The 26,219-nt window shown below is 69.6% G+C and carries 23 protein-coding genes; 10 read left to right on the forward strand and 13 right to left on the reverse strand.

The genetic code is table 11. From position 1 onward, the window contains the following. Window positions 1-2 precede the first annotated feature (2 nt). Entirely contained in the window at window positions 3-1,265 is a 1,263-nt protein-coding gene (locus tag ABFX18_RS03900) for an alpha-hydroxy acid oxidase (RefSeq protein WP_346057460.1), read from the forward strand. Between the two features lie 305 nt (window positions 1,266-1,570). Continuing rightward, complete coding sequence (locus ABFX18_RS03905) at window positions 1,571-2,506, forward strand: hypothetical protein (RefSeq protein WP_346057461.1); 936 nt, start codon at window positions 1,571-1,573, stop codon at window positions 2,504-2,506. Window positions 2,507-2,667: 161 nt separating this feature from the next. On the opposite strand, the gene ABFX18_RS03910 is transcribed toward ABFX18_RS03905, so the two are convergent. Continuing rightward, entirely contained in the window at window positions 2,668-5,196 is a 2,529-nt protein-coding gene (locus tag ABFX18_RS03910; protein WP_346057462.1) for an MMPL family transporter, read from the reverse strand. A 107-nt stretch (window positions 5,197-5,303) separates the two neighbouring features. Here ABFX18_RS03910 and ABFX18_RS03915 point away from each other — a divergent pair, with 107 nt between their 5' ends. Beyond that, window positions 5,304-5,894, forward strand: coding sequence for a TetR/AcrR family transcriptional regulator (locus tag ABFX18_RS03915; protein WP_346057463.1), 591 nt, complete (start codon window positions 5,304-5,306; stop codon window positions 5,892-5,894). A 4-nt stretch (window positions 5,895-5,898) separates the two neighbouring features. Here ABFX18_RS03915 and ABFX18_RS03920 read toward each other — a convergent pair whose 3' ends face one another. The 9 genes from ABFX18_RS03920 to ABFX18_RS03960 form a co-directional block, all read right to left on the reverse strand. Next, window positions 5,899-6,498 (reverse strand): GNAT family N-acetyltransferase, encoded by a 600-nt coding sequence (locus tag ABFX18_RS03920; RefSeq protein WP_090146032.1) that lies wholly within the window; start codon window positions 6,496-6,498, stop codon window positions 5,899-5,901. Between the two features lie 36 nt (window positions 6,499-6,534). Continuing rightward, window positions 6,535-8,619, reverse strand: a complete 2,085-nt coding sequence (locus tag ABFX18_RS03925; protein ID WP_346057464.1) for an FAD/NAD(P)-binding protein — start codon at window positions 8,617-8,619, stop codon at window positions 6,535-6,537. After that, window positions 8,616-9,656, reverse strand: a complete 1,041-nt coding sequence (locus ABFX18_RS03930; RefSeq protein ID WP_346057465.1) for a transporter substrate-binding domain-containing protein — start codon at window positions 9,654-9,656, stop codon at window positions 8,616-8,618. Before ABFX18_RS03930 ends, ABFX18_RS03925 begins: the two co-directional genes overlap by 4 nt. A gap of 74 nt (window positions 9,657-9,730) precedes the next feature. After that, the gene (locus tag ABFX18_RS03935) at window positions 9,731-10,771 is read right to left on the reverse strand and encodes an ABC transporter substrate-binding protein (protein WP_336662354.1); all 1,041 of its coding nucleotides are present in this window, start codon (window positions 10,769-10,771) and stop codon (window positions 9,731-9,733) included. A gap of 102 nt (window positions 10,772-10,873) precedes the next feature. Then, window positions 10,874-11,677: an ATP-binding cassette domain-containing protein gene (locus tag ABFX18_RS03940; protein WP_090146024.1), complete on the reverse strand. Its 804-nt coding sequence runs from the start codon at window positions 11,675-11,677 to the stop codon at window positions 10,874-10,876. Between the two features lie 9 nt (window positions 11,678-11,686). Next, a complete protein-coding gene (locus ABFX18_RS03945; protein WP_090146021.1) occupies window positions 11,687-12,739 on the reverse strand; it encodes an amino acid ABC transporter permease in 1,053 nt (350 codons plus the stop codon). Next, entirely contained in the window at window positions 12,736-13,368 is a 633-nt protein-coding gene (locus ABFX18_RS03950; protein ID WP_346057466.1) for a GNAT family N-acetyltransferase, read from the reverse strand. Before ABFX18_RS03950 ends, ABFX18_RS03945 begins: the two co-directional genes overlap by 4 nt. Then, window positions 13,365-14,756: an NtaA/DmoA family FMN-dependent monooxygenase gene (locus ABFX18_RS03955; RefSeq protein ID WP_346057467.1), complete on the reverse strand. Its 1,392-nt coding sequence runs from the start codon at window positions 14,754-14,756 to the stop codon at window positions 13,365-13,367. Before ABFX18_RS03955 ends, ABFX18_RS03950 begins: the two co-directional genes overlap by 4 nt. After that, complete coding sequence (locus ABFX18_RS03960; RefSeq protein WP_346057468.1) at window positions 14,753-16,039, reverse strand: LLM class flavin-dependent oxidoreductase; 1,287 nt, start codon at window positions 16,037-16,039, stop codon at window positions 14,753-14,755. The genes ABFX18_RS03955 and ABFX18_RS03960 overlap by 4 nt, the downstream gene beginning before the upstream one ends. A 284-nt stretch (window positions 16,040-16,323) precedes the next feature. Between ABFX18_RS03960 and ABFX18_RS03965 the strand changes: the two genes are divergently transcribed. Together ABFX18_RS03965 and ABFX18_RS03970 are read left to right on the forward strand one after the other, a co-directional pair. After that, window positions 16,324-16,845 (forward strand): NADPH-dependent FMN reductase, encoded by a 522-nt coding sequence (locus ABFX18_RS03965; RefSeq protein WP_336662352.1) that lies wholly within the window; start codon window positions 16,324-16,326, stop codon window positions 16,843-16,845. Beyond that, window positions 16,842-17,393 carry a flavin reductase family protein gene (locus ABFX18_RS03970; RefSeq protein WP_346057469.1) on the forward strand — a complete coding sequence of 184 codons (552 nt, stop codon included), beginning with the start codon at window positions 16,842-16,844 and terminating at the stop codon, window positions 17,391-17,393. The genes ABFX18_RS03965 and ABFX18_RS03970 overlap by 4 nt, the downstream gene beginning before the upstream one ends. 18 nt (window positions 17,394-17,411) lie before the next feature. On the opposite strand, the gene ABFX18_RS03975 is transcribed toward ABFX18_RS03970, so the two are convergent. After that, window positions 17,412-17,810, reverse strand: coding sequence for an META domain-containing protein (locus ABFX18_RS03975; protein WP_346057470.1), 399 nt, complete (start codon window positions 17,808-17,810; stop codon window positions 17,412-17,414). Between the two features lie 184 nt (window positions 17,811-17,994). Then, window positions 17,995-18,606, reverse strand: coding sequence for a TetR/AcrR family transcriptional regulator C-terminal domain-containing protein (locus ABFX18_RS03980; protein WP_346057471.1), 612 nt, complete (start codon window positions 18,604-18,606; stop codon window positions 17,995-17,997). Between the two features lie 149 nt (window positions 18,607-18,755). Here ABFX18_RS03980 and ABFX18_RS03985 point away from each other — a divergent pair, with 149 nt between their 5' ends. The 5 genes from ABFX18_RS03985 (at window position 18,756) to lplAB (ending at window position 24,267) form a co-directional block, all read left to right on the forward strand. Then, on the forward strand, window positions 18,756-19,973 hold the full coding sequence (locus ABFX18_RS03985; protein ID WP_346057472.1) for an MFS transporter: 1,218 nt from the start codon (window positions 18,756-18,758) through the stop codon (window positions 19,971-19,973). A gap of 80 nt (window positions 19,974-20,053) precedes the next feature. Then, window positions 20,054-21,694: an amidohydrolase gene (locus ABFX18_RS03990; protein ID WP_346057473.1), complete on the forward strand. Its 1,641-nt coding sequence runs from the start codon at window positions 20,054-20,056 to the stop codon at window positions 21,692-21,694. 50 nt (window positions 21,695-21,744) lie between these two features. Next, window positions 21,745-22,233 carry an Lrp/AsnC family transcriptional regulator gene (locus ABFX18_RS03995; RefSeq protein ID WP_090146003.1) on the forward strand — a complete coding sequence of 163 codons (489 nt, stop codon included), beginning with the start codon at window positions 21,745-21,747 and terminating at the stop codon, window positions 22,231-22,233. A 61-nt stretch (window positions 22,234-22,294) separates the two neighbouring features. Next, window positions 22,295-23,161 carry an alpha/beta fold hydrolase gene (locus tag ABFX18_RS04000; RefSeq protein ID WP_346057474.1) on the forward strand — a complete coding sequence of 289 codons (867 nt, stop codon included), beginning with the start codon at window positions 22,295-22,297 and terminating at the stop codon, window positions 23,159-23,161. A 56-nt stretch (window positions 23,162-23,217) separates the two neighbouring features. Further along, window positions 23,218-24,267 carry a lipoate-protein ligase LplAB gene (lplAB, locus tag ABFX18_RS04005; protein WP_200331105.1) on the forward strand — a complete coding sequence of 350 codons (1,050 nt, stop codon included), beginning with the start codon at window positions 23,218-23,220 and terminating at the stop codon, window positions 24,265-24,267. A 25-nt stretch (window positions 24,268-24,292) separates the two neighbouring features. On the opposite strand, the gene ABFX18_RS04010 is transcribed toward lplAB, so the two are convergent. After that, window positions 24,293-26,218, reverse strand: coding sequence for a sensor histidine kinase (locus ABFX18_RS04010; RefSeq protein ID WP_346057475.1), 1,926 nt, complete (start codon window positions 26,216-26,218; stop codon window positions 24,293-24,295). Window position 26,219 lies beyond the last annotated feature (1 nt).

The raw sequence follows: 26,219 nt of genomic DNA on the forward strand, positions 1-26,219 counted from the left end.
ACATGAAGCGTCAACTCCCCAACCCCTCCGAACTTCTCGACCTCATGCAGTTCAAGCGCCCCGAGTTCGACGGCAAGAAGCGCCGCCTCGACTCCGCGCTCACCATCAACGACCTGCGCACCATCGCGAAGCGCCGCACTCCGAAAGCGGCGTTCGACTACACCGACGGCGCCGCAGAGGGCGAGCTCTCCCTCGCCCGCGCGCGTCAGGCGTTCGAGGACGTCGAGTTCCACCCAGGCATCCTGAAGCCCGCCGCGAACGTCGATACCTCGGTGCAGGTCCTCGGCGGATCATCAGCCCTGCCCTTCGGCATCGCCCCGACCGGGTTCACCCGCCTCATGCAGACCGAAGGCGAGACCGCGGGAGCCGGCGCCGCAGGAGCCGCGGGCATCCCGTTCACGCTCTCCACCCTCGGCACCACGTCGATCGAAGACGTGAAAGCGGCCAACCCCCACGGCCGCAACTGGTTCCAGCTGTATGTGATGAAGGATCGCGAGATCTCCTACGGCCTCGTGCGCCGCGCCGCGGAAGCCGGATTCGACACCCTGCAGTTCACCGTCGACACGCCCGTCGCCGGAGCCCGGCTGCGCGACAAGCGCAACGGATTCTCCATCCCGCCGCAGCTCACCCTCGGCACCATCGTGAACGCGATCCCCCGGCCGTGGTGGTGGGTCGACTTCCTCACCACCCCCAAGCTCGAATTCGCGTCACTCTCCACGACCGGCGGCACCGTCGGCGAGCTGCTCGACGCCGCGATGGATCCCACCATCAGCTACGAAGACCTCAAGGTGATCCGCGAGATGTGGCCCGGCAAGCTCGTCGTGAAGGGCGTGCAGACCGTCGAGGACGCGGCGAAGCTCATCGACCTCGGCGTCGACGGCATCATCCTGTCGAACCACGGCGGCCGCCAGCTCGACCGGGCGCCGATCCCGTTCCACCTCCTGCCGCAGGTCGTGCGCGAGGTCGGTAGCGACGCAACGGTGATGGTCGACACCGGCATCATGAACGGCGCCGACATCGTCGCATCGATCGCACTCGGGGCGAAGTTCACCCTCATCGGACGCGCCTACCTCTACGGACTCATGGCCGGCGGGCGAGCCGGGGTCGATCGCACGATCGCGATCCTGCGCGACGAGATCGAGCGCACGATGAAGCTGCTCGGCGTCGCCTCGATCGCGGAGCTCGAGCCCGCCCACGTCACCCAGCTGCAGCGCCTCGCACCGCTCGAGCACGGCGCCGCGGCCCGCGCCCGCGCTGGCGCGTAGCGCTGCGCTGCAGCGGCGGCGGCCGCGGCTGCGCCCCGCTGCGCTGCGGCCGCGGCGCCCCGCACTTCAACGAGCCGGGTCACTTTGGGAGCGTGTCGCATTTCTGGAGCGTGTCGACACGCTCCGAAAGTGACCCGGCTCGAACAACGGAAGCGATGGGGCGGGGGAAAGGGGCGTGTTTAGCACCCTCCCCCGGGTGCAGCGGTTCTCCCCCCACATCCTGCCGGAGCGCTGAATCCGCGCCACATATCCACCAAGACTGATATTCGACTCAGGCATATTCCGCGCAGAGTGATGCTTGCACTATGTCACGGCGGCACACCATCAATGTTCCTCCCGGCGCCTATCGCTCCGCGGAGCTGATTCAGGCCGGAGTGCATTCGAAACGTCTCGGTGCAAACGATGTGCGCCGGATCGGGCGCGGGATCGTGCTGCACCCGAATTTCGAGTACGACGATTTCAGCTACCGCGACCGTTGCATCGCGGTGGGAATGACGCTCAGGCAGGAGTTCTTCCTGTCGCGTCGATCTGCCGCAGCACTGCTAGAGATTCCGCATCCACCGCACCCTCAGGGGCTCGTCGATGTCGCTTCCTTTTGGCCGCAACGCGCACCCCGGCACCGTCTCATCGACGGTCACCGAGTGAAGAGCGGGATACTCCAGTGGACCGAAAACCACGGCCTCACCCTTCCGTCCGCCAGTGATATCTGGTGCCAGCTCGGCCCGGTGACTACACTCGCCGGCCTCGTCGCCGCGGGAGATTTTCTGATCTCCGGCGCGCGAATCCGAGGCGCACCGGGCGGGCGGGCCGCACCACTCTGCTCGCTCGAGGAGCTCCGACATGCTCACCAGCGCCATCGGACCACGGTGGGCGGACCACTCCGCACGCGCGCACTCGCGCTACTCCGCGCGCCGGTCGATTCTCCTCCGGAAAGCTTTCTGCGAATTGCTATCATTCTTGCCGGCTTCGAGGAGCCGAAAGTGAATTGTCCTGTGCCGACGCGAGCACGGACGTTCCATGCCGATCTCGGCTACCCCGAACTGCGTATCGCGATTGAGTACGAAGGTCGATACCACTTCTCGAGCCCCGATCAAGCGCGGTTCGACTTGCAACGGCGCCGCAGCATGGTCGAAGCAGGTTGGACTGTTCTGCAAGTTCTCGACTCCGACGTCGACGACCCGCACAGCTTCTTCGTCGGCCTCGGCATGGCGATAGAAGCTGCGCGGGCACACCTCGGATAGGGAGACCAGCGTCGCCTGAGCGACCACCCATTTCTCCTCGGCGGGTCACTTTGGGAGCGTGTCATAGATCATTCCTGAGCGACACACTCCCAAAGTGACCCCGCTCGCAGATTGAGGAGGCAGCGGCAGCGCGGCAGCGCGGCCGCGGCAGCGCCGCGCCGCTAGTGGTGCACGGGGTGGCGGCGCTCCAGCGCCGACCCCTCGACGTCGACGTTCGGGATGATGCGGTCGAGCCACTTCGGCAGCCACCAGGCGCCGCGCCCGACGAGATGCATCAGCGCGGGCACGAGCAGCATGCGCACGACGATCGCGTCGAGCAGCACGCCGAGCGCCAGGCCGAAGCCCATCGACTTGATCATCACCGAATCCGATGCGATGAACCCGCCGAATACGGCCACCATGATGATGGCTGCCGCGATGACGACAGTGCGACCGGCCCGGAATCCCTGCGCGACGGCGAGCTTCGCGGGCGCCCCGTGGGCGTAGGCCTCGCGCATGCCGGTCGCGAGGAAGAGCTGGTAGTCCATCGCGAGCCCGAACAGGATGCCGACGAGAATCACGGGCAGGAAGCTGAGGATCGGGCCGGGGTTGTGCACCCCGAGCCACTCGCCGAGCCAGCCCCACTGGAACACCGCGGTGACGGCCCCGTACGTCGCGAAGAGCGACAGCACGAAGCCGCCGGTCGCGATGAGTGGCACGACGAGGGAGCGGAACACCATCACCATGATGAGGAAGGAGAGGCCGACGACGACGACGAGGTACAGCGGCAGCACCTCCTGCAGCCCTTCCGAGATGTCGATGTTGATGGCGGCCTGGCCGGCCACCCCGAGCACGATCTCGCCGTCGACGGGCGGGAGTTCGCGCAGGTCGCGCACGAGGGTCTCGGTTGACAGGCTGTTCGGCCCCTCGGCCGGCACGACCTGGAAGGCGGTGAGACGGTGGTCGTCCGAGACGGCAACCGGAGCGATCGCATCGATGTCGTCCATGGAGGCGAGCTCGCGTGCGACGGCGAGCTGCGCGTCGAGCACTCCGTCGTCGTCGAGCCCCTCGGGCAGATCTGCGGTGATGAGCAGCGGCCCGTTCGCGCCCTCGCCGAACGCCTCGTCGGTCAACGTGTACGCCTCGTACGCGGTCGAGCCTTCGGCCTCCGACCCGCCGTCGGGCAGACCGAGACGCATCGACATCGACGGGATCGCGATGACGAGCAGCACGACCGTGGCGACGACCGCCGTGACGACGGCGCGCAGGTTCGTCATGGGCTTCACGCCGCGATTCACGTCGGGGGCGGTGCCCGGTTCGCCGGCCGCTGCGATCGAAGCCCGCGCACGGGCCTTCTTGCTCAGCAGGCGCGTGCCGGCGAGACCGAGCAGCGCCGGGGTGAGGGAGATCGCGATGAGCACTGCGACGGCGACGCTGACGGCGCCTGCCGTGCCCATGAGGCCGAGGAATGGGATGCCCGTGATGTTCAGCGCGAGCAGGGCGACGATCACGGTGGTGCCTGCGAACACGACCGCGTTGCCCGCGGTGCCGTTGGCGAGCCCGATCGATTCGACGACGCCGGCGCCCTGCAGCATCTGCTTGCGGTGCCGGTACAGGATGAAGAGGGAGTAGTCGATGCCGACGGCGAGGCCGAGCATCACTCCGAGGATCGGGGTGACCGAGGCCATCTGCGTCACGCCGGAGAACGCGAGCGTCGCCATGGCTCCGATGCCGACGCCGACGAGTGCGGTGACGATGGGGAAGGCGGCGGCGAGGATCGAGCCGAGCACGACGATGAGCACGATGGCCGCGATGACGACGCCGACCGCCTCGCCGACGCCGAGGATCTCGGGCACGCCCTGCGAGATGTCGGTGGAGATCGCGACCTGCACCCCGTCGACGGGCGTGCCTTCGAAATGCTCGACCACGGCGTCCTTCGTCTCCTGCGAGAGGTCGAGCCGGGGCTCCGTGAAGGAGACGTTCACGAGCGCGGTCGCCTCATCGGCCGATACGACGCCGATCTTCTCGGCGTAGGAGGCGAGCTCCGCGCCCTGTTCGAGCTTCGCCTGGTTCTCGTCGAGTTCGGCGATGCCGGCGTCGAGCTGCTCCTGCTGCGCGTCGAGCTCGGCGTTCCCGGCGTCGAGCTGCTGCTGCTGCGCTTCGAGCTGTGCGAGCTGGGGCGCTCGCGCTTCTTCTGGCATCTCGATCGCTGCCAGCTGGGCGCCGGCCGCGTCGAGTTGCGCCTGCCCCTCGGCGATCTGCGCGCGGGCGGCGTCGAGCTGCTGCTGACCGGCTTCGGCTTGCGCTCGCCCGTCTGCGATCTGCTGGCGTCCGTCGACGATCTGCTGCTGCTGCTCTTCGAGTTGCTGCTGGGCTTCGAACGGGTCGATGACGTCTGCCACGTCGGGCAGGTCTTTCGCTGCCTCGGCCAGCTCCGAGATGTCGGATCGCTGAGCGTCGGTGAGCGGCGCCCCGTCCTCGGAGTGGAACACGACCGTTCCCGAGGCGCCGCTGAAGTCGGGGAGTGATTCTTCGAGCTCCTCGAGCACCTCGCCGGAGGCGGTTCCGGGAACGTCGAAGCTGGAGCTCAGGCCCTTGAACCCGATGAGGAACCCGCCGACGGCGATGCCGAGGATGACGATCCACGCGAGAATCACCGTCCACGCGCGTTTCGCGGCGAAGGTTCCCAGTCGGTGCAGCAACTCGGCCATGCAATCTCCCCAGTTCGCGGCGGCCGCATCAGGCGGGCCGCCTTCGTCGTCGACCAGCAGGGGCTAAGATAACACGGACCGTCTCGTCTTTACTGAATGGAGGTCACGTGGCAGCGTCATCCCGCAGCGGCCCGGTGCGCAGCGAGGCCGCGCGCCAGGCGATTCTGCAGGCAGCCGTCGAGATGCTCGCGGAACGCGGCTACGACCACCTCGCCATCGAGGGCATCGCCTCCCGCGCGGGCGTCGGCAAGCAGACGATCTACCGGTGGTGGAAGTCGAAGAGCGCGATCATCGCCGAGGCCCTGCTCGAGGGCATGATCCTCGCAGAACGGCTCGAGGTTCCCGACACAGGCGATGTGCGCCGGGATCTGACGGCGTGGCTGCGCGCCGTCGGCGATGTACTGCTCAGCCCGCAGGGTGAGAGCCTGGCGCGCTCGCTGATCGCTGCGGCGACCGACAACGCCGATGTCGGTCAGCGTCTGCGCGACGTGATCGCCGGATCGGGGTCGGGCGCCGTCTCGACGCGGCTCACGGCGGCGCTCGGAAGCGAACCGCACCTGCCGCCTGGCGCTCCGGTCGACGACATCTCCGAGGCGCTCGTCGGGGCTCTCCTGCTCCGCGCGCTGAGCCGCACCCCTCTCGACGATGACGCGATCGCGGCTCTCGTCACCGTCGCCGTGGGCCCGCCGAGCCTCTGAAGCGCTACGCCGCCAGGCGCTTCGCGAGACGATGCTCGAGCCCGAGCCGCACGCCGGCCCACTCTGGCTCGGTGATCGAGAACACGACCGTGTCGCGCTGATACCCGGCGGCCGGCCGGAGGTGGGCGCGCAGGATGCCGTCCTGCTTCGCGCCGAGCCGGGCGATCGCTGCGCGCGATTGGTGATTGTTGTGGTCGGTGCGGAACTCGACGGCGCTGCACCCCCACACCTCGAATGCGTGCTGCAGCATCAGCAGCTTCGATTCGGGATTGGTGCCGGTTCCCTGCGCACTTGCGGCGTTCCAGGTCGACCCGATCTCGACGCGCGGCGTGAGCGCATCGATGTTCATGAAGGTCGTCATACCGATGATCGCGCCCGTGTCCGTGCGACGTGCGGTGAACGGGAGCATCGAACCCGCGTCCTGCAGCCTCAGGCGGCGCCGGATCTCGGTCTCCATCTCGTCGGGTGCTGGGATCGTGGTGTACCAGAGCTTCCACAGCTCACCGTCGGAGCTCGCCGCGGCGAGACCCTCCAGGTGGTCGAGCGAGAGAGGGTCGAGCGTGACGAGAGAGCCGCTGAGCGTGCCCGGGTGATCGAGTGCCATACGCGTCATTCTGCACCGGCTGGTGTCTCGCGGCAATCAGCGGTGCGTCGCTGCGAACCGGCCGTCGTGCGACACGGCGCGCTGCTCCGCGACATCGGCGACTTCGGCGACTTCGGCGACTTCGGCGACTTCGGCGAGGATCGCGCGCGCCACCCGGTCGTGGATGCGGAACGGCAGCGAGTCGAGCCCGGGCCGGGTGAACGCTCCCCCGGTCGGTCCGGCGACGAACGGACCCAGCCCGAACTGTCTGGTTCGGCCGGGGATGCGTCCGCCTGGTCCGGTCTCGATCTGCCCCGTGGTCGATGCGCCGTCGGCGTCGGCCACGGCGTCGGCGCCGGCGTCGGCCACGGTGAGCTCGGAGACGCGCCCAGACGCCACCAGCTGCCGCAGCAGGGGGTTGTCGCTGCGCGACGCTCGAGCCTCGGGCAGCCAGGCGTCGATCAGGGTGCTCGCGGTGATGCTCGCACTCGCGACCGCGGTCTCGCTCACCACGGCGGTGCCGGTCGCCGTGAACGCCCCGCCGTCTTCATCGGCGCTCACCTGCAGCTCGCCCCCGAGAAAGCGCACGACCCCGGCGTCGGCGAGGGCGAGGAGCTCTGCGAGCCGGTGGCCCGGAGGCCCGGAGGCGAGATAGCTGAATGTGGCATGCCAGCGGCGCGGGAGCAGCTGTGTGCGACTTCGAGCGTTCCACCGCTCGGGGGGAATCTCGGCGAGCGAGATGTAGACGTGCAGGCCGGTCATGAAGAGGGCCTGGGTGGCGCTGTGCCGCTGAGCGGTGCGGTGTCGCAGATCGGTGCTGACGTGCTCGACGACGCGGTGGTGCACGTCGCCGCTCGGCGTGCGCTCATCGGGACGACCGGGCGGCTGCGGCTCGCGGCCCGCTGGCGCGAAGGCGAGCGGACGCTCGAAGGCTTCGAGATCGAAGCGATCATCGCAGTCGGGCACATGCGTCGCGATGAGTTCGGCGAGTTCTGCTGAGGCGTAGCCGCCGTCGCGGGCGAGTGCCGCGCGCAGGAGCGGCCAGAACGCCGCCCAGTCGCCGACGACGCGCTCGGCGTGACCGGTGAACAGCTCTCGGTAGTACCCGGTGATCAACTCGTTGGCGACGAGCGGCCAGACGTCGCGCTCGAAGTCGAGCGGCTCGTCACGGTGCTCGACGGCAGCGCGAAACTCGGCCCCGACGTATTCGAGCACGGTGGCATCGCCGACCATGCGGCTCGTGATCTTCGACCGGTAGGGCACACCGCGGCGCGAGCCGAGATGCAGCACCGGCTCGCGGCCGCTCGGGGCGTACTGCAATGCGCCGCGAGCGTTCTCGAAGAAGCGGCCGCCGCGTCCGCTCGTGAGCATGACGATCAGGTCGACGGCGGCGAGCCCCATGCCCCGAACGATCACATCGGTGCCCGCTCGGAGGTGGTCGAGGGAGAGGTCGGCGGTGAACGCGGGCGCCACGTACTCGAGCCCGTTCCGCCGGGCGAAACCGGCGAGGCGCTTCGACTCCGAGGAGGGCTCGGTGCCGTTGTGCCCGAGTGCGTAGACCAGGATGTCGGCGTCGAGTGCTGCGCCGGATGCGAGGTGCACGGATGACCGGTCCGACTCGGAGTCCTGGTGATCCTCGACCGCGACAGCGATGTCTCGATGCCATTCGACCGTGAAGCGGTCGGACGCGCGACGCAGCGTCTCCTCGTACACCCATCCGAGGTAGGCGCTGTTCAGCCGTCGAGTGGGGAAGTCGCGCGCCTCGATCTCACGGATCTCCCGTTCGACGGCCTCGTCGGCCCATTCGGGCATCGGGATCTCGCCTGCGCGCACGCTCCGCACCCATTCGGCGAGCGAGAGCCCGGGGGCGACCGGCCCGTCGAGGGTGCAGGAGGGGTCGGTGAAGCAGGCGACGTCTTCGAGCATGGAGTTGAGTTTGAGCAGCGGCGACTGATCGCGCCGCCAGATGCGGCCGCCGCCCGGGTGGTGCGGATCGACGAGGTGCAGCTCGATCGGCAGCCCGGGGCGATCCCGCTCGTGGTTCGCGATGAGGCGCTCGAGCAGCATGATCGCCGCGGGGCCGGCCCCCACGCATACGACGACGACCGGATCCGCTCCGCCGGCCTCCCACCCGTCGCTCACGGCTTCGGCAGCCCGGGCGGATTGATGAGCGACTCGGCGATCGCCTCGTCCTCCTGCCCCCAGCGCTCGAGCACCGCGTCGTACTGCCCGTTCTCGATGAGGGACGCGAAGACGAGCTGCACCGGTTCGACGAGCCCGCTGCCCTTCGCGGTCACGGCGCCGATCTGCCCGTCGACGGGATAGGCACTGTTGAATGCGCCGACGATGCGCGTGTCTCCGAGCGTCTGCTCCCGGAAGGCGGCCAGCGCGTAGGGCTCGATGCTCGCGTCGGCGCGGCCCGAGGTGAGCGCGAGCAGCCCCGCTGCCGAGTCGTCGTAGTAGACGGCTTCGCCGGGGTCGATGCCCGCCTCCTCGTTCTGGACGAACCAGTCGAGCAGGTACTGCTCCTGGTTCGTCCCGCTGCCCACGATCACCTTGATCCCGGAGACGTCGGCCGGCTCCGCGATCTCGGTCACCTCGGAGTCCTCCGCCACGGTGAACGCCATGACGGCGTCGCGATAGGTGGCGAAGTCGAAGAGCTCCTTCCGCTCCTCGGTCACGCCGATGTTGATGAGGGCGAGGTCGTACTTGCCCGATTCGACGCCGAGCGGCCAATCGGCCCACGCGACGTTCTCGGGCGCGTATGCGAGATCGAGCCCCTCGGCGAGCAGGGATCCGAAATCGGGATCGCTGCCGATGATGGTCTGCGCGTCGTCCTCTGCGAAGAAGGAGGTGGGCGGGGATCCCGCGCCGAGAATCGCGACGGTGAGCTTCCCCGCCTGCGCCGGCTCGAAGCCGCTGGCGGCGAGGGCCTCGACGGCCTGCGGAACAGGGTCCGTGTGCGGGCGGGTGTCGAGGTTCGAGGTGGTGAGGTCGAAGGCGGCTTCGGAAGCAGGTGCGGTCGATTCGGTGCTCGCGCCCCGGCGCTGCTCATCGTCGGTCACGAGCGCCGAGCATGCGGTGAGGGCGCAGGCGGTCGCTGCGAGCGCGGCGAGCAGGGCCGCACCGCGCCGGAGGGAACGGTGGTGCTGCGGGGAACGGTGGCGACTGGCGGTCATGTGATCTCCATCGGATGCGGCGCGGCGGGATCGCGGCACCGAGTGCTGGGTGCGGAAACGGGAGCGGCGCTCGGTCACGGGCGCGGCAGGCCGGGAGGGTTGACGAGAGACTCGGCGACGGCCTCGTCCGAGAGGTCCCAGCGTTCGAGGGCTTTCGCGTACGTGCCGTCCTCGATGATCGCGTTCAGCACGATCGAGACGGGTTCGATGAGCCCGTTGTCGCGAGCCGTGGTCACGCCGATCTGGGCGTTCTCGGGAAACCCTCCGTTGAGCGTGCCGACGACCTTCGATTCACCGCTCACCGCGGCGACGTAGGACGCGGTCGGATTCGGCCCGAAAATGGCGTCGACCCGACCGGATACGAGCGCCAGCTGGCCTGCGGCGTTGTCGTCGTAGTACACGGCTTCGCCCGGTTCGAGTCCGTTCCGCTCGTTCTCCGCGAACCAGTCGAGCAGAATCTTCTCCTGGTTCGTCCCGCTGCCGACGACGACGGTGAGTCCGGCGACATCCTTCGCCTCGGCGATCTCCTCGATCTCGCTGTCGGCGGCGACGGAGAACGCGAGCACGTCGTTGCGGTGCGTCGCGAAGTCGAACAGGTCTTTCCGCTCTTCGGTGACGGTCACGTTCGAGACGACGACGTCGTACTTGCCCGACTCGACGCCGAGCGGCCAGTCCGCCCACGCGACGTTCTCGGGCGCGTACTCGAGGCCGAGCCCGTCGGCGACGAGGTTCGCGATGTCGGGCTCGATGCCGAGGAGGGTCGCGTTGTCGTCCTCGGCCAGGAATCCGAGTGGTGCCTCGTACGCGGAATGAGCGACGGTCAGCTTGCCCTCCTGGATCGGATCGAACCCGCTCGCCTCCAGTGCGGCAACCGCCTCTGGCACGGGATCGATGCGCAGGCGCTCGTCGACGCTCGCGCTGGTCAGGTCGAATGGGGAGTCGCCGGCGGGCGCTGCATCTGCCGCGCTGCCGGGAGCGGCGTTCGCCTGCTCCTCCTCCGTCACGACCGCGCCGCAGGAGGTGAGACCGGCGAGCGCGAGCACGGCGAGCGAGACGAGCGCGACGCGGGAGCGGAGGCGCGGCGCGGGAGCGGAGGGTGTGGGGATCGTGGGCATGGGTGACGTCCTTCGTAATCGTGATGCGGTGGATGCAGAGCGGATGGGCGGATGGAGCGGCGACGGCGTCGCGGCGGCCGACTCGTCGTGAGCGGGCTCGAGTCAGATGACCCAGTCGAGGAACTCCTGCGTGCGCGCCTGCTCGGGTGCCCGCAGCACCTGCTGCGGAGTGCCCGCCTCGATGACGCGACCCGCGTCGAGGAATACGACATGGTCGGAGACCTCTGCGGCGAATCCGATCTCGTGGGTGACGATGATGAGTGTGGTGCCGCTGTGGGCGAGGTCCCGGATCACACGGAGCACCTCGGCCACCAGTTCCGGGTCGAGCGCACTGGTGGGCTCGTCGAACAGCAGCACGTCGGGCTCGAGCGCCAGCGCACGGGCGATCGCCACGCGCTGCTGCTGGCCGCCCGAGAGCTGGCGAGGATAGTGGTCGGCGCGATCCGCGAGCCCCACCCGCTGGAGCAGCACCTCGGCCTGCGCGATCGCCTCACGCCGCCCGGCCCGCTTCAGGCCGATGGGGGCTTCGATGATGTTCTCGAGCGCGGTGAGGTGCGGAAAGAGGTTGAAGTTCTGGAACACCATGCCGACGCGGGTGCGGCGCTCGAGCACGTATTTCTCGTGGAGCTCGTGCAGCTTGCCGCCGCGCCGCTCGTACCCGATGTACTCGCCGTCGATGGTGATGGCGCCCCCGTCGATCGTCTCGAGGTGGTTGATCGCTCGCAGCAGCGTCGATTTGCCCGAGCCGGAGGGGCCGAGCAGGCTCACCACCTGCCCGGGTTCGACGCGGAGGGAGATGTCGTGCAGCACCTCGTTGGCTCCATACGACTTGTGGACGCCGCTGATCTCGACGAGGCCGCTCCGTTCGGAAGGGGCCGCCGACGAGGCTTCGGTGGTGAGAGTCATGCGATGCTCCTACTGGGCGTGCGCGGTGATCGCCGCGACGGAGTGGGTGGACACGGGGCCGGTCGTCGCGATGGTCCGACCGTTTCGAGCGGCGCGCTCGCGAGGGCCGTGGGATCGGCCGCCCGAGAGCGCCGTGATCTTGCGGCGCAGGCGCTGCAGCGGGGTCGGGGGCAGTTCTCGGGCGGTGCCGCGGGAGAACCGGCGCTCGATGTAGTACTGCACAATGCTGAGCACCGTGGTGAAGATCGTGTACCAGACCGCGGCGACGAGCAGCAGCGGCACCACCTGCTGGTTCCGGTTGTAGATGACCTGGACCGTGTAGAAGAGTTCTGGCAGAGCGACGACGAAGACGACCGATGTTCCCTTGAGCAGGCCGATCACCTCGTTGAAGGCGTTCGGGAGGATCGCTCGCGCCGCCTGGGGCAGCACGATGCGGAAGAAGCGACGAGCACGCGGGATGCCGAGCGCGCGTGCCGCTTCGAGCTGGCCCTGATCGACGGAGAGGAGCCCGCCGCGGATGATCTCCGCTGAGTAGGCCGCCTGGTGCAGCGAGAGACCGAGGATCGCCGCGACTGATCCCGACAGCAGCCGCACGGTGTCGAACTCGACGACGAAGAAGTCGTATGTGAACGGCCAGCCGATGCCGAGCGTCGGGAACAGGTACCCGAGGTTGTACCAGATGACCAGTTGCACGACCAGCGGAACCGAGCGGAAGAACCAGATGAACCCCCAGGCGAACGAGCTCAGCAGCGCAGATCCCGAGAGCCTGCCGAGGGCGAGGATCCCGCCGAGCGCGAAGCCGACGACGGCGGAGACGGCGGTGAGCCAGAGGGTGAGCCAGAGGCCGCGCAGCACGGCGTCGTTGAAGAAGTACTCGGCGAAGACGCTCCACCGCCATTGGGGGTTGGAGAAGAACGTCCAGATGAGCTGCGCGAGCAGGAACACGGCGACAGCGCTGAACGCCCAGCGCCACCAGTGGCGCAGCGGTACGACGTCGAGCTGGTGCGGCTGCGCAGCGCGGTCCGCCGCCTCGGTCGTCGGGGTCTCGAGTGTTGCGGTCATGATGGGTCCTTCTGCGCGGTGGGAGTGAGTGGTGCCGGTGCGATCCCGGTGATGCCCTGCGCCACGGGCGCCGCTCGGCCGACGATCGGCGGAAGCGTCTTCTCGAATGCGTGGATGCCGATCGTCGCTGCGTCGAGCGCCTGGTCGAAGAGCGGTGTGTACCCGGCCCTGAGGTAGAGCGCGACCGCCTCGGGCTGGCGCGGCCCCGTCGTGAGCGTGACCCGCTGATAGCCGAGGCGACCCGCCTCCTGCTCGAGCGCGCTCAGCACGCGCCGCGCGAGCCCGCGCCCGCGGAGGTCCGTACGGGTCCACACGCGCTTGAACTCCGCCGTGCGCTCGTCGTATCGCATGCACGCACCGCCGGAGACGGGCTCGCCATCGAGCAGCAGCACGATGAACGCACCGTTCGGGGCCGCGAAGGCGCCGAGCGGGTACCGATTCATCTCGACCGCCGCAGGCTCGCCGAACACCTCGACGCCGTACCGCGCGTCGTACTCGCGCTCCAGGTCGGCGAGCAGCGGCTGGGCGAGCGGATCCGACGGGTGCACGATGCGCACTTCGAATGCCTCGCGATCCGCCGTCGCGCCCCCAGCCGCCGAGGTCGCGAGCGACGGAGGAGCCGCGGTCATGCCGCGACCTCGTCCCGGCGCACCGGTGCCGCCGCCGCGGGAGGCTGCGGCAACCCGAGCGTGCGCCGCAGGGTGACGGGCGCACCGGTCTCGGCGTCGGTCTCGTACCGGTCGCGGAGCACGCCGCGCTCCTGCAGCACGGGCACGACTCGGTCGACGAACGGGTCGAGGCCGCCCGGAGTCAGGTGCGGCACGAGCACGAACCCGTCGGATGCGCGCCCCTGCACGTAGCGGTCGATCTCCGCCGCGATCGTCTCGGGCGAACCGACGAAGGTATGAGACGCTGTCTCGGCGGCGACGAGCTGTCGGAGCGTCAGCCCCTCGGTCGCCGCCCGATCCCGCAGGGCCGCAGCGCGGGCGACGCGATCCTCGACTCTCGTGGAGACCTGACCGAGGCGCTGATTGCCCTCCGCGGGTTCGACCGACGGAAGCGGTCCGTCCGGGTCGAGCCCGGGGAGCTCTCGACCCCAGATCGCCTCGATCCAGGCGACCGCGGTCTGCGGAGACGTCTGCGCGAAGCCGATCTCCCGAGAGATCTCCCGAGCGTCGGCATCGCTGTCGCCGATCGCGAACGTCGCCGCGGGCAGAATCAGCAGCGAGTCCTCTGTGCGCCCCGACGCCGGCAGTCGACCCTTCACATCGCGGTAGAACGCCTGACCCTCGTCGAACCCGGTGTGCCGGGAGAAGATGATCTCGGCGTTGGCCGCCGCGAAGTCACGGCCGGCTGGGGAGTCTCCGGCCTGCACGATCACGGGGAAGCCCTGCGGGCTCCGCGGCACGGTGCTCGTCGCGGAGACGTCGAACTGCCGGCCGCGGTGGGCGACCTCGTGCACGCGGTGCGGGTCGACGAAGCGCCCCGCCGCTCGGTCGGCGAGCACGGCGCCCGGCTCCCACGACTCCCACAGGCGCTTGGCGAGTGCGACGAACTCCTCAGCTCGGGTGTAGCGCTCGTCGTACGGGAGATACCCGCCGCGGCGGAAGTTCTCCCCGTGGAAGGCGTCGGACGAGGTGACGACGTTCCATCCGACCCTGCCGCCGGAGAGATGATCGATGGTGGCGAGCTGCCGCGCGAGCTCGTAGGGCTCGTTGAACGTGCTGGAGAGGGTGCCGACGACCCCGATGCTCCGCGTCACCGATGCCATTGCGGCCAGGATCGCGAGGGTCGCGGGTCTGCCGGCGACATCGAGATCGTGGATCTCGCCGCCGTGCTCGCGCAGGCGGAGCCCTTCGGCCAGGAAGACGTAGTCGAACAGCCCGCGCTCCGCCGTCTGCGCGAAATGCTGGAACGAGGCGAAGTCGATCTGGCTGCCGGAGGCGGGGTCGCTCCACACCGTCGTGCTGTTGACGCCGGGAAAATGGGCGACGAGTCGTGCCTGTCGTGCGCTCATGCTGCGACCTCCTGTGCGGTGCGCTCTCGTTCGTATCGGTTCGGGGCGGGGGCGAGCCCGAATCGCTCGCGGAGGGAGACCGTCTCCTGCGTCTCCGGGCTCGCGAGTCCCCGCGCCCGCAGGAGCGGCAGCAGTTCTGCGGCGATGAGCTGCAGGTCGAGCGGCAGTGCTGCGGGTCGGAGGCGCACTCCGTCGATGCCTGCGGCGCGCCATCGGTCGATGGTCTCGGCGATGTGCGTCGGGGGGCCGCTCTCGACGCGCGCGTCGCTCTTGAACGGGGCTCCGGCGAGATCGTCGAGACGTGCGATGCGATGCGCGCCCGGTTCAGCAGGGGTGTCGAGCGCCACGACGAGGTCTGCGACGATGCGCAGCGGCGGCAACCCGAGCGTCGCACGATCGACCGCCGCTTCGGCCGCGCGCACCTCGGCGACGATCTCGGCGACGTCCGTGCCGGAGGATGCGCCCGCCGGGCGTGCGTCGTGCTCGGGTGCGACGAATACGACATCGGCCGCCCGCGCTGCGAGCTCGTACACCGGCGTGGCGTGCGCCAGCAGCGTGACCACGATCTGACCCTGCGGCGAGCGCGGCACGATCGAAGGGCCGACGACCGAGAACTCCTCGCCGACGAAGTTGATGCGGTGCACGCGGTCGCGGTCCAGGTACCGGCCCGTCGATGCGTCGCGGATGACCGCGTCGGCCTCCCAGCTGTCCCAGAGCTGCCGCGCGACCTCCGCGGCATCGGCCGCACCGGACACGAGCTCTGCCAGCCCGGCGTCCCGCTCTCCGGCGAGGACCGCTGCGGTATCGACGCGGGGCGCTGGCCTGCGCCCGAAGGCTGCAGCCGATTCCGAGTCGGCTGAGATGCGCAGTTGCCACCCGGCGCGGCCCGCCGAGATGTGGTCGAGCGTTTGCAGCGCAGTCGCAACGTGGAACGGTTCGGTGTGCGTCGTGGTCACCGTCGGGATGAGCCCGATCCGGTGCGTGCGCGGTGCGATCCAGCTCGCCGTGAGCAGCGCGTCGAGACGCCCCTGGACGACGGTGGGATCGACGTGCGCCGGGGATCCGGTCGCCGGCTGCACCCGCAGCTCGTCTGCGAACGTGACGTAGTCGGCTCCGGCGGCTTCGGCGATGCCGACCAGCTGCTCCCAGTAGGCGGCGGAGAAGAGCTCGTCGGGTCGCGCGCTGCCGTCGCGCCAGGCGGCGGGGTGCCAACCGGCGCCGTCGAGCGCGATGCCGACGGTGAAGGGTGCCCCAGTTTGATTGGGTTCGATTATGGAAGACATGCGGTGAGCTTATGGCGCGAAATCGCGATCGGGGAAGGAACATGACGAACGATGACCATTACGCACTGTTGCGCTGCACTCGCCGAGCGACGTGAAGACCGACCTACACTGAGCAGCAGCTCCCGGGATGAGATCCCGAGGCGACTCCGCGACATCTCACCGTGGATCACGACCGCCCGCCCATAGCAGCGGTGGTGCCGCGCGGCCCCCGCCCGCCCCCGCCGCGCAGCCGCGCCCCTCGGCACAGGCCGTTCGCGCGCCGCTGCCCTCCCGAAGGGAACGATGTGTCCACCCTCTCCGTCATCGTCGGCAACCCGAAGCCGCACTCGCGCACCCGGCAACTCGCCGAAGCCCTCGCATCACGCATCGCCGCCCGCACCGGCGCCGACACCCTGCCCACCGTCGATCTGATCGATCACGCGACCGACCTCTTCGCCTGGCCCGCAGCGCGCGTCGACGCCATCAGCGCCCAGCTGCGCGCCTCCGACTACGCGATCATCGCCACACCGACCTACAAGGCCAGCTACACGGGGCTCCTGAAGGCATTCCTCGACCGCTACCCGGCGAACGCGCTCCGGGGCGTCACGGCCGTCCCGGTCTTCACCACCGCCTCCGATGAGCACGCGCTCGCCGTCGAATTCACGCTCCGCCCCCTGCTGGTGGAGCTCGGAGCGAGCGTGCCGACGCGCGGGCTCGCGTTCCCGACGCCGCACTTCGATCGCCGCGACGTGATTCTCGACGCCTGGCTGGAGTCGGAGGGCCGGTGGCTGCCTTCCGCACCGGCACGATCGGAGGTCGACGCATGAGCTCTGCGACCACTTCCGCGCTCATCCCCGCCGCGCTCGCCTCCGCCTCACCTCCCCCCGCCGCACCATTCGGCCAGCGTGAGTTCCGCGATGCCATGGGCGCCTTCGCCTCCGGCATCACCGTCATCACGACCCAGAGCGCCGAGGGCCCGGTCGGCTTCACGTGCCAATCATTCACCAGCGTGTCCATCGACCCGCCGCTCATCTCCTTCTCCATCGCGCGAACCTCGAGGAGCCTCACTGCTGTGCGCGCGCACGGCAGTCTCGTCGTGAACGTCCTGGGCGCGCAGCAACGGGACTTGAGCGGGCAGTTCGCGCGCTCGGGGACCGACAAATGGGCGGGCGTCGAGTGGGCCCCGTCTGAGATCAATGGCGCGCCGGTGCTCGCGGGCGCACTCGGCTGGGTCGCGGGAGCGGTCGAGCAGGAGATCGAAGCCGGTGATCACCTGATCTTCCTCGTCTCCGTCTCCGGGATCTCGACCGGGGTCGAGAGCGACCCTCTGCTCTTCTACCGGGGCGCCTACCACGAGCTCGCCCGACAGGCCTGAGGCGGCGGGGTTAGCGCCTCAGCTTCTGGTCAGGGTGCCGATCTCAGCGCCCGGATCGTCGAACACCGTCAGCGTGTTCCCGCTCACCGAAGCCGTGTCGAGACGGTCGAGCCACGACGTGAAACCGCTGCATGCCATCTGGGTGATCGCGACGTCGTCGAACTCGATCTCCGCATCGTCGGCCTCCCACCGGCCGGCGAGACGATTGCAGCCGTCGGTGCCCGAGAAGGTGCCGTCGTCGACGAACGTCAGCTCCGGAGCGGCATCTCCCTCGGCCTGCCCCGCCCACGTTCCGAGCACTTCGGAGGCGAGGGCGGAATCAGCTGCATCGTCGCGGGCATCGGGAGCGTCGGGAGCATCGGGGGTGTTCAGGCTCGGCACGCATGCGGTGAGGAGGACCAGCAGCACCCCTGCCACCGCGGTTCCGCCTGCGCACCGGGCGGCACGTCTTCGCATCGACACGGCGACTCCCCCCACTCGGCATCCCGGCACTCCCCTGCGAGCACCTCGATGGGCTCCAGCGTACGTCGCGGTCCCGACTCGCTCAAGGCCGGCGAACGGGGCCTCGCGGCTCGCCGCGGCGCCTCGGGCAGCGCACCGGTCAGCGCGACGCCCCCACGCGCGCGGCGATTCCCGCGAGCAGCAGATCGAGCCCGCGGTCGAACAGTCGTCGATTGCGTTCGGCACCCGCTGGGTGCTTCGCGAGCAACCCGCTGAGCACCTCACCGGCGCTCGCGGCATCGAGGATCGAGTCGGGTGAGAGCGTGTCGAGCGCCGCTCCGAAGGTGAAGGCGTCGATCACCTCGATCGTGGTGAGCAGCTCGCCCGCCGGGAGGCCCGCTTCGGCGAGCGCGTCGGCGAGCGCGTTGTAGAAGCGCATCACGTCCGGCTCGTCGATGACGGAGGTGACCATGTACTGGAGCACCCGCGGATGATCGGCGTACATGCGCCAGGTGCACTCCACCTCGAGGCGAATGCGCTGCTCCCAACCAGACCCCGCAGGCACGTCCACGAGGTACCGGGGCACGAGCACTTCGCGCATCGCCCTGATCACGCCGTCGCGTCCGTCGACGTGGTGATACAGCGACGACACGCTCACCCCGAGCCTCTTCGCGAGCGGCACCAGCTGGAGTTCGCGACCGGATTCGGCGAGCTCGATCGCTGCGCGCCCGATGATCTCCCGGCTGAGTCGTGCGGTCGTCGGTCGCGCCACGTCTCCCTCTCCCGTCGCCGCGCAATGCCGGTGCACTGCAGGTCCGTATTGACAGATCCTCCCACACGGGGAGAACATGGTTGCGGTTAAACCGAAACCAATTCGGTTAACGCATCCACCCGGCGACGCAGCCGGAGAAACGAGTTCCCGTGTCACGCACGCAGATCGACGCCGATCCCCGGCTCCCGCTGACCCTCCGCAACGGCAGCGCGACCTTCCTCATCGCACTCGCCAGCCTGATGATGGCGAACCTCGCACCGTTCATCATCACCGCGCTCGGCAGCCTCGGCTTCGACCCCGTCGCCTCCGGCAACATCCTCACCTGGGCGCTGCTCGCCTCCGCCGTCGTCGGCCTCGGCACCGGCCGCATCGCCTCCGGCCGACTCCGCCGCCCGCTCGCCATCACCGGGCTCATCGTCGCCGTGGTCGCCTTCGGCGCCGCCGCGCTCGTGCCGTCATCGACGGTCATCGTCACCGGCCTCATCGTCGGCGGCGCAGGCGTCGGCGCGGCGATCTCGACATCGGGCGCCGCCATCGCGGCGCTGCGCAACCCGAATCGCATCTCCGCGACGAGCGGTCTCGTCAACCGAGCACTCATCACCGTGATCCTCGCGGTGATCCCCCTGATCGGCATCACCCAGGGCAGCGTGTTCGGCACGCTCGCACTGATCTCCCTCGTCGGGCTCGCACTCGCGGTGTGGCTGCCGAACGCGCCCGAGCACGCGGCGCCCGTCGACGTGACGCAGAGCCTGCAGATCGCCGAGCCCCGACGCATCACGCTCGCGGGCGTCGCGATCCTCTTCCTCTTCCCGATCTGGGGCACGAGCGAAGACGCGATCTGGACGATGGCCCCGGTACTCGGCGACGCGCTCGCCATCGGCGAGCAGTCGCTCGGTTTCACGCTGAGCCTCTCCGCCGCAGGCGGGATCCTCGGCATGCTGATCGCCGCGGTGATCGGCAACCGCTTCGGACGCGCCTGGCCCCTGACCATCGCGCTCGCGATCGGCGGGGTGCTCAAGATCTGGACCGGTCTCACGGCCGACCCCGCCACCTTCGCCGTGCTGATCATCGCGGTGAGCTCGATCTACGCCTTCGCCTTCGCCCTGTTCATCGCCACGGCAGCCGGCCTCGATGCCCGCGGCCGCTGGTCGGGGCCACTGCTCGGGGCCTACCTCGTCGGCTCCAGCTTCGCACCGCTCATCGGCGGCGTGCTCATCGAAGGTCTCGGCATCGGCCCGTTCACGCTCATCACCGGTATCGTCAGCTTCGTGGTGATCCTTCCGATGGTGTTCGTCGCTCGCGTATCGACCGGAGCCGAGCGCGCGCTCGCCCGCTCGGCGGCGCGCGCCGCCGAGCCCGTCCACTGAGCACCCAGCCCCAGCCGCCGAGCACCCAGGACTCGGCACCCAGCACCAGCACCAGCACCAGCACCGAAAGCGAGCCCCTCATGTCGGCCCCCACCACCGTCTACCGCAACGCCGTCGTCTTCACCGGACCGGCAGACCGCGCCCCGCTGGAGAGCTTCGCGGTCGCCGGCAACCGCTTCCTCGCCGTCGGCGACCTCGATACGGTGCGCGCCGCAGCCGGCCCCGACGCCCGTGAGATCGACCTCGCGGGATCCTTCGTCACCCCCGGGATCACCGAGGGCCACGCGCACATGCTCATGCTGGGTGAAGCGCTCGGCAAGGTCCAATTGCGCGACGCCGATTCCGTGGCCGAAGTGCAGCGCCGCTTGGCCGCCGCTCGCGAGGCGGACCCCGAAGCGATCAAGCTCACCGGAGTGAGCTGGCGCTTCGACATCTTCGCCGAGGGCGAGCGCCCCACCGCGGCGATGCTCGACGCCGTCGTAGCCGACGTGCCCGTCGTGCTCGACGCGAACGATTTGCACTCCGTCTGGGTGAACACGGCGGCACTCGACGCGATGGGCATCACCCGCGAGACGCCCGACCCGGTCGGCGGCGAGATCGTGCGCGATGCGGACGGCGACGCGACCGGCTTCCTGCTCGAGACCGCAGCGGTCAAGTACGCCTGGAGCTACCTGGAGACGATGTCGACCGATGCTGACCGCGACCGCTTCCTCGACAACGCATTCACCGCATATCTCGAGACCGGCGTCACCGGGGCGACGGAGATGTCGTTCGGCCACGCCGAACTCGCGACCTACGGCCGCCTCCTCGACCGCGACGGGCGGTTGCCCTTCCCCGTGAACGCGCACTGGCTGCTCACCGCATCGGGCGATCTCGACACCGACCTCGCCGAGATCGCAGAGGTCGCGCGGATCCGCGACGAGGTCGCCGAGAAGTACGGCGACCAGTGGCTGCGCATCGCGGGCGTGAAGTTCATTCTCGACGGCGTCATCGATGCCTGCACCGCCGCGATGCGGGCACCGTACGCGAACGGCGCGCTCCCCGGTCCGATCTGGGAGCGCGAATTCGCGCTGCCCGTCGCCGTCGCGGCAGACGCGGCCGGCCTGCAGTTCGCCCTCCACGCCATCGGCGACGAGGCGAGCACCATCGCGCTCGACATGGTCGCCGAAGCCGAACGCGTCAACGGCCCTCGCGCAGACCGCCGCTCGCGGGTGGAGCATCTCGAATACGTCGCCGACGACACCATTGCACGCATGGCCGAACTGGGAGTCACCGCCTCGATGCAGCCCGTGCACTGCGATCCCGCCGTGCTCGACAACTGGCAGGCGGTGCTCGGAGACGAGCGCGCCGTCACCGGGTTCCCCTGGCACAAGTTCCGCGAAGCCGGCGTGCGACTCGCCCTCGGCACCGACGCGCCGACCGCTCCGCACGAGGCGGCCGACAATCTGTTCATCGCGCTCACCGCGCAGTCGGTGCTCGAGCGCGATCGCGCGCCCTACCAGCCCGAGCGCGTCTTCACCCCGCCGCAGGCCCTCGAGGCCTTCACCGTCGGAACCGCGTACGCGACCGGACGCGACGACGAGCTCGGCAGCATCGTCCCGGGCTACCGCGCCAACTTCGTCGTCTGGGCGGCCAATCCCCTGGTCGAGGCCCCCGAACTGCTGCTCGGAGCTTCGGCGGTGCTCACCGTCGTCGACGGCGAGGTGGCGACGGCCGGCTGATCCTCGCATCAATAGACTGGTTCCGTCGTCGATCAGCCGAGGAGGCCCCAATGACGGAGCGCGAACACGCCGCAGCCCACCTCGATCTCGACGAGCTGGATCGCAAGCTCATCGCCGCGCTCCAGGTCGACGGCCGTACGCCCTTCAGCAGCCTCGCCCAGGATCTCGGCGTCTCCGCGTCGTCCGTGCGCTACCGGGTGCAGCGCCTGCAGGACAGCGGGCTCTTCCAGATCGTCGGCATCGCCAATCCGCTGAACATCGGATTCGACCGCCTCGCACTCATCGGCATCAAGTGCGAGGCGGGCACCGCGCCCGGGGTGTGCGAGGCGCTCGCAGCACTCCCCGAGACCAGCTACGTCGTGCTCACCAGCGGCGGTTTCGACGTGATGGTCGAGGTGGTGTGCCGCGACATCGAGCACTACACCGACCTCATGTTCAGCACCCTGCAGCAGGTGCCCGGCGTCGTCTCGACCGAGTCCTTCTTCGTGCTGAAGGCGCACAAGCTCGCGTACGGGTGGGGCGTCGGCGACGGCTCGTGACTCCGACGCGCGTTCAGCGCGCTCCCTGGCGCGGGCACCGACGAGACAGCAGAATGGGCAGATGAGCATCACGGGAGAGCGCGTCGAGTTCGACTTCGTCGACGCACACGGTGTCGAGATCCGCTGCTACGAGTGGCGCGCGGCCGAACCGGTCGGCGTCGTGCAGATCTCTCACGGCATCGGGGAGCACGCGCTGCGCTATGAGGCGTTCGCGCGCTTCCTCGCCGACATCGGGTTCACCGTCGTCGCCGACGACCACCGCGGGCACGGCGAGACGGGACGCCGCCAGCACGAGGGCGATCTCTCCCGACTGGGCCGGCTCGGGGTCGGCGGGCTCCTCGCCGCAGAAGCAGCGGTGCGCCGACTGGCCGAGATCGCCCGCGAGCGCCACCCCGGCCTGCCCCTCGTCGCCTTCGCGCACTCCTGGGGTTCGCTCATGGCCCAGCGCATCATGAACGAGCACCCGCGCACGTGGGACGCGGTGGTGCTCTCGGGCTCGGCGTTCCGCACCTTCCGCCACATGGAGAGCGGCAATCTCAACGCGAAGTGGGCCTCTCCCGAGGCCAACGGGTTCGAGTGGCTCAGCCGCGACGCCGCGGTCTCCGCGGCGTTCGCGAACGATCCCCTGTGCTTCGAAGCCGACATCCTGCGACTCTTCGGCGTCGCCGACGGCCTTCGCCTGTTCGGGAAGCCGGCATCCGGCCTCGCGCCTGACGTGCCGATCCTCATCGTCTCCGGATCGCACGATCCGCTGAGTCGCGGTGACGGCATCCGCCTGCTCGCCGATGCCTATCGGGCGAAGGGCGTGCGCGACGTGACCGTCAAGGTCTACGCCGACGCCCGGCACGAAATCTTGAACGAGACGAACCGCGACGAGGTGTTCGCCGACATCGCGACCTGGATCCAGGAGCGCGTCGCGAGCGACTGATCGCCGAAGCCGCAGTGTCGCTGCGCTCCGCGCGGGCGTACTCTGAAGTCATGAGCATGCACGGCGAGTACAAGGTTCCTGGCGGCAAGCTGGTCGTCGTCGATTTCGAGGTCGTCGACGATCGCATCACCGACTTCCGCCTCTCCGGCGACTTCTTCCTGGAACCCGATGATGCGCTCGGGTGCATCAACGAGGCGATCGAGGGGCACCACCCGAACGGCACGATCGAGGAGTTCTCGACCGCCATCCATCAGGCGCTCCCGAGCGAGGTGCACCTGCTCGGGTTCACGCCCGACTCGGTCGGGGTGGCGATCCGCCGCGCCGTCACCGGCGCCGCGCACTGGCGCGACTACGACTGGCAGATCGTGCACGAACCGCCCATCGCCCCCGTGCTGAACGCCGCGCTCGACGAGGTGCTCACCGCAGCCGTCGGCGAGGGGCTTCGTGGGCCGACCCTGCGCATCTGGGAGTGGAACGCCCCCGCCGTGTTCATCGGCAGCTTCCAGTCGGTGAAGAACGAGGTCGACGAGGAGCAGGCCGCGGCGCGCCACGCGCAGATCGTGCGCCGCATCTCGGGTGGGGGCGCCATGTACATGGAGCCGGAGGCCTGCATCACGTACGCGCTCTACGTCCCGGGAGAGCTCGTGCGGGGCATGAGCTTCGCCGACTCGTACGCGTACCTCGACGAATGGGTGCTCGAGGCGCTGAAGTCGCTCGGCATCGACGCGGTGTACAAGCCGCTCAACGACATCACGAGCCCCCAGGGCAAGATCGGCGGCGCGGCGCAGAAGCGCCTCGGGTCGGGCGCCGTGCTGCACCACGTGACCATGGCGTACGACATGGATGCCGAAGCCATGACGCAGGTGCTGCGCATCGGTCGCGAGAAGCTCTCCGACAAGGGAACCGCGAGCGCTGAGAAGCGCGTCGATCCGCTGCGAAGCCAGACCGGTCTGCCGCGCGAAGAGATCATCGAGCGCATGATCGAGGTCTTCAAGCGCCGGCACGGAGGCACCGATGGCGAGGTCACCGAGGGCGAGTGGGATGCCGCCGAGCGGCTGGTCGAGAAGAAGTTCTTGACGGAGGAGTGGATCCGCCGCGTGCCGTAGGGCGCCGCCCGTGCCGGGCAGTGCGCTAGCCCAGTGGGAGACGGGCGCGCACCGCGAATCCGCCGGCGTCGGTGGCGCCGGCGGTGACGGCGCCTCCGAGGGCTTCGACGCGTTCGCGCACCCCGGCGAGACCGAGCCCTGAGCCGGGGGCTGGGTGCTGCGCACGCGTCGCGTCCGCAGGCCCGTTCACCACCGCGACATCGAGCGCTTCGGCGTCGGATCGCACCGAGACGGTGATCTCAGACCCTGGCGCGTGTCGCATCGCGTTGCTGAGCGTCTCCTGCACCATCCGATACGCGGTCAGCCCGAGCGCCGGCGCGAGCGACGGCGAGGCGCTGCCCGACTCCTCAGGTCCCTCGACGACGAGGTCGACGCGCACCCCCGAGTGGCGGGTCGACTCGATGAGCGACGGGATATCCGCGATCGACGGCTGCGGGGCGAGCGGCGCATCGCGATCCTCATCGCCGGATCGCAACAGCGTGAGCAACCCGCGCATCTCGGCGAGTGCCTGCCGTGACGACCCGGCGATCGACGCGAATTCCCGTTCTGCGTCATCTCCGAGCGCCGGAAACCGGTACTTCGCCGTCGTCGCCTGCACGCTGATGACCGACATGCTGTGGGCGACCACGTCGTGCAGCTCACGCGCGATGCGGTTGCGCTCTTCGAGCGCCCGGCGCTGCGCGCTCAGCCCGGCGCTCATGCGGCGCTCCTCGCGGAGGGCGCCGCGGTTCGCGAGCCACTGCCGCCCGAGCACGCCTGCGACGAGCATCGCGCCCGACACCGCGGCCGAGACGATGAGATTGGCCCACCCCGCACCATCGATGCCGCCCGGCAGCGCGGCGATCGCACACGCCAGTTGCGGTGCGGCCCACGCGATCGCCGCCCACACCCAGTGGCGGCGCAGCGCGACGATCATCACGAGCGCGGCCTGCACGAGAAGCGCCATGACCGGCCACGGCCACGGCCACGAGAGCCCGGTCGCTGCGCTCGCCAGCACGGTCGATACCGCCGCGATCGACTGCAGCGCGATGCCCGCCGCCGGCCAGCGAACGACGAGCACCACGGCGAGCGCCTGCCCCACCGCGATGAGCATCGCGATCGCGACGTGGATGCCGTAGAGGGACGCGAGCACCGGCCAGCCGACCGCGACGGCGACGATCGCCACGAACGCCGCTGCGATCCACGACCAGTTCTCGGGAGACCACGACGATGCGGCGCTCGCCGGCGCCGTCGCCGGCGAGCGGTTCGGGGCACTCCCCGCTGGGAGCTCGACTGGTGGCCGCTCCCCCACCGGCACCGCTTGCCCGAGCGCTGCGGTCGTCACGAGCACGTCCAGGCGTGCGAGGCCGCGCAGCACCGCAGGCAGCAGCAGGATGAAGACGACGCCGACGACGAGATTGAATCCGGCGTTGACGAGGTGCGAGTGCGTGTACGTGCCGGGCTCGGCCCCGGTCGCGGATTCGATGGCGATCCCGGGGAAGGTCTGTTCGTGCGGCGGCAGGAAGATGCCCCACACCACGTAGGTGAGGCCGCCGAGCGCTGCCGCCGTCCACGCGATCACGAGCACCGCGCTCACGGTGCGCAGTGGAAATGCGATGAGCGTCTCGAAGACGAGATCCGCCCAGCGGCGCGGCTCGCCGAGCACGCGCAGCTGTCCGCGCAGACCCGGTGCGGGCGCCGCGTACTGCGCCGCGGGCAGCTGCCCGCCCCAGCGGCGCACCCGCGCCCGCGAAAGCTGCGCGGCAGCGGAGGCGGCGCGCAGCGTCAGCGGGAGCAGGAGAGCGCCGATCCACACGATCAGCGTTCCGATCGAGAGCAGTGCGAGCGGAACGAGCACGACGAACGCTGCGAGTGAGAGCAGGAAGCCCGGCACGATGAGGGCGTAATCGCGCCCCATGCCTGACAGCATGCGGGCAAAGCGTCGGGTGCTGCCCGATGAGTCGTTCACCATG

Source organism: Leucobacter alluvii, assembly GCF_039530485.1.
GTDB classification, from domain to species: Bacteria; Actinomycetota; Actinomycetes; order Actinomycetales; family Microbacteriaceae; genus Leucobacter; species Leucobacter alluvii.

Bases quoted from the DNA above. Each gene is read 5' to 3' on its own strand.
- ABFX18_RS03900 (WP_346057460.1), top strand. From the start codon at position 3: ATGAAGCGTCAACTCCCCAACCCCTCCGAACTTCTCGACCTCATGCAG.
- ABFX18_RS03905 (WP_346057461.1), top strand. From the start codon at position 1,571: ATGTCACGGCGGCACACCATCAATGTTCCTCCCGGCGCCTATCGCTCC.
- ABFX18_RS03910 (WP_346057462.1), bottom strand. From the start codon at position 5,196: ATGGCCGAGTTGCTGCACCGACTGGGAACCTTCGCCGCGAAACGCGCG.
- ABFX18_RS03920 (WP_090146032.1), bottom strand. From the start codon at position 6,498: ATGGCACTCGATCACCCGGGCACGCTCAGCGGCTCTCTCGTCACGCTC.
- ABFX18_RS03930 (WP_346057465.1), bottom strand. From the start codon at position 9,656: ATGACCGCCAGTCGCCACCGTTCCCCGCAGCACCACCGTTCCCTCCGG.
- ABFX18_RS03935 (WP_336662354.1), bottom strand. From the start codon at position 10,771: ATGCCCACGATCCCCACACCCTCCGCTCCCGCGCCGCGCCTCCGCTCC.
- ABFX18_RS03940 (WP_090146024.1), bottom strand. From the start codon at position 11,677: ATGACTCTCACCACCGAAGCCTCGTCGGCGGCCCCTTCCGAACGGAGC.
- ABFX18_RS03945 (WP_090146021.1), bottom strand. From the start codon at position 12,739: ATGACCGCAACACTCGAGACCCCGACGACCGAGGCGGCGGACCGCGCT.
- ABFX18_RS03950 (WP_346057466.1), bottom strand. From the start codon at position 13,368: ATGACCGCGGCTCCTCCGTCGCTCGCGACCTCGGCGGCTGGGGGCGCG.
- ABFX18_RS03955 (WP_346057467.1), bottom strand. From the start codon at position 14,756: ATGAGCGCACGACAGGCACGACTCGTCGCCCATTTTCCCGGCGTCAAC.
- ABFX18_RS03960 (WP_346057468.1), bottom strand. From the start codon at position 16,039: ATGTCTTCCATAATCGAACCCAATCAAACTGGGGCACCCTTCACCGTC.
- ABFX18_RS03970 (WP_346057469.1), top strand. From the start codon at position 16,842: ATGAGCTCTGCGACCACTTCCGCGCTCATCCCCGCCGCGCTCGCCTCC.
- ABFX18_RS03990 (WP_346057473.1), top strand. From the start codon at position 20,054: ATGTCGGCCCCCACCACCGTCTACCGCAACGCCGTCGTCTTCACCGGA.
- ABFX18_RS03995 (WP_090146003.1), top strand. From the start codon at position 21,745: ATGACGGAGCGCGAACACGCCGCAGCCCACCTCGATCTCGACGAGCTG.
- ABFX18_RS04000 (WP_346057474.1), top strand. From the start codon at position 22,295: ATGAGCATCACGGGAGAGCGCGTCGAGTTCGACTTCGTCGACGCACAC.
- lplAB (WP_200331105.1), top strand. From the start codon at position 23,218: ATGCACGGCGAGTACAAGGTTCCTGGCGGCAAGCTGGTCGTCGTCGAT.
- ABFX18_RS04010 (WP_346057475.1), bottom strand. From the start codon at position 26,218: ATGGTGAACGACTCATCGGGCAGCACCCGACGCTTTGCCCGCATGCTG.